6 protein-coding genes and 1 pseudogene are annotated in these 4,671 nt (G+C 57.4%); 3 read left to right on the forward strand and 4 right to left on the reverse strand.

All coding sequences use genetic code 11. From position 1 onward, the window contains the following. Positions 1-144: Arm DNA-binding domain-containing protein (locus ACOTX7_RS23780; RefSeq protein WP_045261969.1), on the reverse strand; the 144-nt coding region annotated here is incomplete at its 3' end. 329 nt (positions 145-473) lie between these two features. On the opposite strand from ACOTX7_RS23780, the gene sul2 reads away from it, so the two are divergent. The 3 genes from sul2 to ACOTX7_RS23795 are packed head-to-tail and all read left to right on the forward strand — an operon-like array spanning position 474 to position 2,989. Further along, positions 474-1,289, forward strand: a complete 816-nt coding sequence (gene sul2 / locus ACOTX7_RS23785) for a sulfonamide-resistant dihydropteroate synthase Sul2 (RefSeq protein WP_001043260.1) — start codon at positions 474-476, stop codon at positions 1,287-1,289. Between the two features lie 60 nt (positions 1,290-1,349). Then, positions 1,350-2,153: an aminoglycoside O-phosphotransferase APH(3'')-Ib gene (gene aph(3'')-Ib, locus ACOTX7_RS23790; protein ID WP_001082320.1), complete on the forward strand. Its 804-nt coding sequence runs from the start codon at positions 1,350-1,352 to the stop codon at positions 2,151-2,153. Further along, positions 2,153-2,989: an aminoglycoside O-phosphotransferase APH(6)-Id gene (locus ACOTX7_RS23795; protein WP_000480972.1), complete on the forward strand. Its 837-nt coding sequence runs from the start codon at positions 2,153-2,155 to the stop codon at positions 2,987-2,989. Before aph(3'')-Ib ends, ACOTX7_RS23795 begins: the two co-directional genes overlap by 1 nt. Before the next feature lie 106 nt (positions 2,990-3,095). Here the strand turns inward: ACOTX7_RS23795 and ACOTX7_RS23800 are convergent. The 3 genes and pseudogenes from ACOTX7_RS23800 to ACOTX7_RS23810 all read right to left on the reverse strand — a co-directional run. Further along, positions 3,096-3,500 (reverse strand): annotated as a pseudogene (locus ACOTX7_RS23800) (IS91 family transposase); the annotation flags it as partial. A gap of 210 nt (positions 3,501-3,710) precedes the next feature. Next, positions 3,711-3,935, reverse strand: coding sequence for a hypothetical protein (locus ACOTX7_RS23805; protein ID WP_000743213.1), 225 nt, complete (start codon positions 3,933-3,935; stop codon positions 3,711-3,713). Continuing rightward, positions 3,932-4,669, reverse strand: coding sequence for a recombinase family protein (locus ACOTX7_RS23810; RefSeq protein WP_001446887.1), 738 nt, complete (start codon positions 4,667-4,669; stop codon positions 3,932-3,934). The genes ACOTX7_RS23805 and ACOTX7_RS23810 overlap by 4 nt, the downstream gene beginning before the upstream one ends. Positions 4,670-4,671: the final 2 nt, after the last annotated feature.

Raw genomic sequence — 4,671 nt, forward strand, 5'->3', positions numbered from 1 at the left:
GTCGTCAAAATCGGTGTTGCAAAAACGGGAGTGACCATAGATTCCGTTTTCTGAGGCGACCCCCACATAGAGACCTTCCCGGTCATTCACTTTGTAGAGTTTGTCCCTGGGCTTGAGATTGCGCAGCTTGGTATCGGTCAGCATGTACCTTGTCCTTCTTCGTCTCCGATACCCACTCTATTGTAAACAAGACATTTTTATCTTTTATATTCAATGGCTTATTTTCCTGCTAATTGGTAATACCATGAAAAATACCATGCTCAGAAAAGGCTTAACAATATTTTGAAAAATTGCCTACTGAGCGCTGCCGCACAGCTCCATAGGCCGCTTTCCTGGCTTTGCTTCCAGATGTATGCTATTCTGCTCCTGCAGCTAATGGAGCACCGCAAACAGGTTACTCGCCTGGGGATTCCCTTTCGACCCGAGCATCCGTATGAGACTCATGCTCGATTATTATTATTATAGAAGCCCCCATGAATAAATCGCTCATCATTTTCGGCATCGTCAACATAACCTCGGACAGTTTCTCCGATGGAGGCCGGTATCTGGCGCCAGACGCAGCCATTGCGCAGGCGCGTAAGCTGATGGCCGAGGGGGCAGATGTGATCGACCTCGGTCCGGCATCCAGCAATCCCGACGCCGCGCCTGTTTCGTCCGACACAGAAATCGCGCGTATCGCGCCGGTGCTGGACGCGCTCAAGGCAGATGGCATTCCCGTCTCGCTCGACAGTTATCAACCCGCGACGCAAGCCTATGCCTTGTCGCGTGGTGTGGCCTATCTCAATGATATTCGCGGTTTTCCAGACGCTGCGTTCTATCCGCAATTGGCGAAATCATCTGCCAAACTCGTCGTTATGCATTCGGTGCAAGACGGGCAGGCAGATCGGCGCGAGGCACCCGCTGGCGACATCATGGATCACATTGCGGCGTTCTTTGACGCGCGCATCGCGGCGCTGACGGGTGCCGGTATCAAACGCAACCGCCTTGTCCTTGATCCCGGCATGGGGTTTTTTCTGGGGGCTGCTCCCGAAACCTCGCTCTCGGTGCTGGCGCGGTTCGATGAATTGCGGCTGCGCTTCGATTTGCCGGTGCTTCTGTCTGTTTCGCGCAAATCCTTTCTGCGCGCGCTCACAGGCCGTGGTCCGGGGGATGTCGGGGCCGCGACACTCGCTGCAGAGCTTGCCGCCGCCGCAGGTGGAGCTGACTTCATCCGCACACACGAGCCGCGCCCCTTGCGCGACGGGCTGGCGGTATTGGCGGCGCTGAAAGAAACCGCAAGAATTCGTTAACTGCACATTCGGGATATTTCTCTATATTCGCGCTTCATCAGAAAACTGAAGGAACCTCCATTGAATCGAACTAATATTTTTTTTGGTAAATCGCATTCTGACTGGTTGCCTGTCAGAGGCGGAGAATCTGGTGATTTTGTTTTTCGACGTGGTGACGGGCATGCCTTCGCGAAAATCGCACCTGCTTCCCGCCGCGGTGAGCTCGCTGGAGAGCGTGACCGCCTCATTTGGCTCAAAGGTCGAGGTGTGGCTTGCCCCGAGGTCATCAACTGGCAGGAGGAACAGGAGGGTGCATGCTTGGTGATAACGGCAATTCCGGGAGTACCGGCGGCTGATCTGTCTGGAGCGGATTTGCTCAAAGCGTGGCCGTCAATGGGGCAGCAACTTGGCGCTGTTCACAGCCTATCGGTTGATCAATGTCCGTTTGAGCGCAGGCTGTCGCGAATGTTCGGACGCGCCGTTGATGTGGTGTCCCGCAATGCCGTCAATCCCGACTTCTTACCGGACGAGGACAAGAGTACGCCGCAGCTCGATCTTTTGGCTCGTGTCGAACGAGAGCTACCGGTGCGGCTCGACCAAGAGCGCACCGATATGGTTGTTTGCCATGGTGATCCCTGCATGCCGAACTTCATGGTGGACCCTAAAACTCTTCAATGCACGGGTCTGATCGACCTTGGGCGGCTCGGAACAGCAGATCGCTATGCCGATTTGGCACTCATGATTGCTAACGCCGAAGAGAACTGGGCAGCGCCAGATGAAGCAGAGCGCGCCTTCGCTGTCCTATTCAATGTATTGGGGATCGAAGCCCCCGACCGCGAACGCCTTGCCTTCTATCTGCGATTGGACCCTCTGACTTGGGGTTGATGTTCATGCCGCCTGTTTTTCCTGCTCATTGGCACGTTTCGCAACCTGTTCTCATTGCGGACACCTTTTCCAGCCTCGTTTGGAAAGTTTCATTGCCAGACGGGACTCCTGCAATCGTCAAGGGATTGAAACCTATAAAAGACATTGCTGATGAACTGCGCGGGGCCGACTATCTGGTATGGCGCAATGGGAGGGGAGCAGTCCGGTTGCTCGGTCGTGAGAACAATCTGATGTTGCTCGAATATGCCGGGGAGCGAATGCTCTCTCACATCGTTGCCGAGCACGGCGACTACCAGGCGACCGAAATTGCAGCGGAACTAATGGCGAAGCTGTATGCCGCATCTGAGGAACCCCTGCCTTCTGCCCTTCTCCCGATCCGGGATCGCTTTGCAGCTTTGTTTCAGCGGGCGCGCGATGATCAAAACGCAGGTTGTCAAACTGACTACGTCCACGCGGCGATTATAGCCGATCAAATGATGAGCAATGCCTCGGAACTGCGTGGGCTACATGGCGATCTGCATCATGAAAACATCATGTTCTCCAGTCGCGGCTGGCTGGTGATAGATCCCGTCGGTCTGGTCGGTGAAGTGGGCTTTGGCGCCGCCAATATGTTCTACGATCCGGCTGACAGAGACGACCTTTGTCTCGATCCTAGACGCATTGCACAGATGGCGGACGCATTCTCTCGTGCGCTGGACGTCGATCCGCGTCGCCTGCTCGACCAGGCGTACGCTTATGGGTGCCTTTCCGCAGCTTGGAACGCGGATGGAGAAGAGGAGCAACGCGATCTAGCTATCGCGGCCGCGATCAAGCAGGTGCGACAGACGTCATACTAGATATCAAGCGACTTCTCCTATCCCCTGGGAACACATCAATCTCACCGGAGAATATCGCTGGCCAAAGCCTTAGCGTAGGATTCCGCCCCTTCCCGCAAACGACCCCAAACAGGAAACGCAGCTGAAACGGGAAGCTCAACACCCACTGACGCATGGGTTGTTCAGGCAGTACTTCATCAACCAGCAAGGCGGCACTTTCGGCCATCCGCCGCGCCCCACAGCTCGGGCAGAAACCGCGACGCTTACAGCTGAAAGCGACCAGGTGCTCGGCGTGGCAAGACTCGCAGCGAACCCGTAGAAAGCCATGCTCCAGCCGCCCGCATTGGAGAAATTCTTCAAATTCCCGTTGCACATAGCCCGGCAATTCCTTTCCCTGCTCTGCCATAAGCGCAGCGAATGCCGGGTAATACTCGTCAACGATCTGATAGAGAAGGGTTTGCTCGGGTCGGTGGCTCTGGTAACGACCAGTATCCCGATCCCGGCTGGCCGTCCTGGCCGCCACATGAGGCATGTTCCGCGTCCTTGCAATACTGTGTTTACATACAGTCTATCGCTTAGCGGAAAGTTCTTTTACCCTCAGCCGAAATGCCTGCCGTTGCTAGACATTGCCAGCCAGTGCCCGTCACTCCCACTCGATTGTAAACAAGCACACAAAACCCTTTAGTGACAACAATTTGCAAGAACTATCAGGCTCAGTGCCATGAAAAATACCATGACCAGATCATGAGGTTGAACACGGCTTGCGCCGGCAGCGTTCACGCTCCTGGTCGGCGATCTCGCCCGGCTGCAATGCTAGCTCAGCATCGGTCATGCGCTCCAGCACGTCGCGTAGGCGGATGGTGCAAGGAATGGGCGGCAGCTCGAACTCATAGCCGCCGGCGATCATTTCGGCCGCAATCTCCTCGGTGATGAAAAACGGCTCGTCGTCTTGGTTCGGCTTCTTCATGCCCTTTCCTCCTGGCGCTCATCCTGGCCGACAGCGGCCAGGGCATCGGCTTCCGTCAATGCGTCCTCCACGAACGCGCCGTGCTGCTTCGCTTCGGCCTGGCTGACCTCGGCCCATATCCGTTTCACCTGGGCCGCACTGTACCCGGCCAGCTCGGCGGTCTTGTTGATGCTGTAGCCGGACTTGCGCAGCGCGACAACTTGGGCGCGGCGCTTCGGATCAGCACGGCGGCCCTTGTACCGCCCGGCCTGGCGGGCCAACTCAATGCCTTGGCGCTGGCGTTCGCGCCTGTCCTCGTAGTCGTCGCGGGCCATCTGCAAGGCCAGGCGAAAAAGCATGATCTGCACGGCTTCCAGCACGATCTTGGCGACGCCCTGGGCCTCGGCCGCCAGGTCGGATAGATCGACCACGCCAGGGACGGCCAGGCTTGCGCCTTTGGCCTGTATCGAGGCCACCAGGCGCTCGGCCTCGGGCAAAGGTAGGCGGCTGATGCGGTCGATCTTCTCGGCAATGACCACCTCGCCGGGCTGTAGGTCGCCGATCATGCGCAGCAGCTCAGGCCGGTCGGCGCGTGCGCCGGATGCCTTCTCACGGTAGATGCCGGCGACGTAGTAGCCGGCGGCCTTCGCGGCCGTAGTGATCGCCTCTTGGCGTTCCAAGTCCTGCGCGTCGGTGCTGACGCGCAGATAGACCCGCGCCACCATCGGCGCGGCTACTGGCTTCGTCCTGCGCATAC

The sequence above is a fragment of the Enterobacter cloacae complex sp. IR5418 genome, from assembly GCF_049238105.1.
Lineage (GTDB): Bacteria > Pseudomonadota > Gammaproteobacteria > Enterobacterales > Enterobacteriaceae > Enterobacter > Enterobacter hormaechei.

Excerpts from the sequence above, each read along its gene's own strand:
- ACOTX7_RS23795 (WP_000480972.1), top strand. The coding sequence starts at position 2,153 with ATGTTCATGCCGCCTGTTTTTCCTGCTCATTGGCACGTTTCGCAACCT.
- ACOTX7_RS23810 (WP_001446887.1), bottom strand. The coding sequence starts at position 4,669 with ATGCGCAGGACGAAGCCAGTAGCCGCGCCGATGGTGGCGCGGGTCTAT.
- ACOTX7_RS23805 (WP_000743213.1), bottom strand. The coding sequence starts at position 3,935 with ATGAAGAAGCCGAACCAAGACGACGAGCCGTTTTTCATCACCGAGGAG.
- sul2 (WP_001043260.1), top strand. The coding sequence starts at position 474 with ATGAATAAATCGCTCATCATTTTCGGCATCGTCAACATAACCTCGGAC.